This window comes from Serratia sp. ASV30 (genome assembly GCF_016428815.1).
GTDB lineage: Bacteria > Pseudomonadota > Gammaproteobacteria > Enterobacterales > Enterobacteriaceae > Chania > Chania fonticola_C.
On the sequence record NZ_JAELTL010000138.1, the window covers coordinates 1 to 1729 of the forward strand.

Below are 1729 nucleotides of genomic sequence, written 5' to 3' on the forward strand. Positions count from 1 at the left end.
CCCCCCCCCCCCCCCCCCCCCCCCCCCCCCCTTTTCACGCAGAAGACGGCATACGAGATGATACCTCCTGTCTCGTGGGCTCGGAGATGTGTATAAGAGACAGGGATGTAATCAAACTATATCAGTTTATACTAACACGCTGTAATAAAGAGGGTGGCGCTATAACAAAAAGTGAGATTGAACAATATGGACCTAATAAGCTAAGAAAGGTGGATAAGCTAACACCTGTTCTGAATCACCTGATAGGCCAGGGGGATGTTATCCTCTACAACTCAACGCTCAGTGACATCATTTATATTTCAGCTCTTAACCATGATGATATTTACCCCCTCCCAAGAAATACGCATCATAGTAATATACGCAAAGGAGATAACACAGTTTTCAGACCGTGCTTCTACATCGATTTATCTGATATCAGACTAAAAACAAGATAATCCACAAAAGCAAAATTACTTTCATGTGAAAGCAATCACCACGCCACGATGTAGAACAATAAACAATCAACTATTTGATAATTTAGTTTTGATTCATGTAGAAACCCGCTAAAATGAACGGATTAGCGGGTTTCTACAACATTTAAATTGTGATCTTGAATATATTCGTTCATAAAACAGCCATTCAGTATCCTGTTTCCTGATACCTAATCTCTGTCAGACATGTACAGACACTTCCATTCAAAAGTGCAAGTATGCGATGAAAGGGGGCGGCACTCATCGCACACTCACCTGTGAACTTATATTTAAATAAATAAACCCTTTATTTTACAAGGATCGGCAGCAGAGGTTTAAAAGCATTGCCCAGGGTGATTACAGGTGCTATTCGTGCTATAAACCACGAGAAATATCAATCCTCTCTTGCACCCAAACCTCTATTTCACTCCTGAGCCAACGGGAGCTGCGACCTAATTTTATGGGTTTTGGAAACAAACCATCCTGTATTAATTTATAAAACCACTTATCACTTAACCCAGTAAATTCTGTGATGAAGACCATGTCCACCATTTTATCATTCAGCAGGCTGGTATTGCTGCTAGCAGTTGTCATGACGTATTCTCGCTTTCTTTAGATTAAAGAGAAGGCAGGGGCACCAGCACCAATACATTCATCGTTGGTCCGGCACTCCGTCATAACATCTGCCTCATTAGTTAAAAAATACTTCACTGCTTAATCAGTACTGACTGCACCCAAAGTTACGTTGACCGTCCGAATAGTCTTTAGAGTGAACCTTTGCCAGATAATTAATCCGGTCAATCACCCTCCGGTAATCAACATCAAAACTCAGATGGTTAACGTTCAGGTGGTAAAAACAACAAAACTTAGGAAATGTGGTGAGGGAATAATACTGCTGCGTGTTACCCCGTCCGCTGTTATCCAGTGTGCGCCCCCAGGCTTCCATAAGCATAAGAGCCAGGTTATGTTTATACTCATCGTTTTTACTGTAATAGCGCCCGGGATACCCGTAAGCATCCTTGTTAAAAAACAAGACAAGGTGGTAGTGTTTTTTACCTGGCTCACCAAACTCACGGGTCCATGCAAACCTAATTCTACAATGACGGTCTCTTTGTCCCTCTCTACGTTTTCGTTGTAAATCAGCCGTTATCTGTGCTTTGAGAGAGGTAATAAATCGGGTAATTAGCGTAGGGTCATCGCTATACCTGTCTCTTATACACATCTAAAAGGGGGGGGGGGGGGGGGGGGGGGGGGGGGGGGGGGGGGGGGGGGGGGGGGGG

The 1729-nt window shown here is 43.6% G+C and carries 2 protein-coding genes; both read right to left on the bottom strand.

Features of this window, described 5'->3' with window-relative positions; genetic code table 11:
- Window positions 1-824 precede the first annotated feature (824 nt).
- Window positions 825-1043 carry an AlpA family transcriptional regulator gene (locus JHD74_RS25715; RefSeq protein ID WP_199063874.1) on the bottom strand — a complete coding sequence of 73 codons (219 nt, stop codon included), beginning with the start codon at window positions 1041-1043 and terminating at the stop codon, window positions 825-827.
- Window positions 1044-1167: 124 nt separating this feature from the next.
- Window positions 1168-1671, bottom strand: a complete 504-nt coding sequence (locus tag JHD74_RS27150; protein ID WP_199063875.1) for an inovirus Gp2 family protein — start codon at window positions 1669-1671, stop codon at window positions 1168-1170.
- Window positions 1672-1729 lie beyond the last annotated feature (58 nt).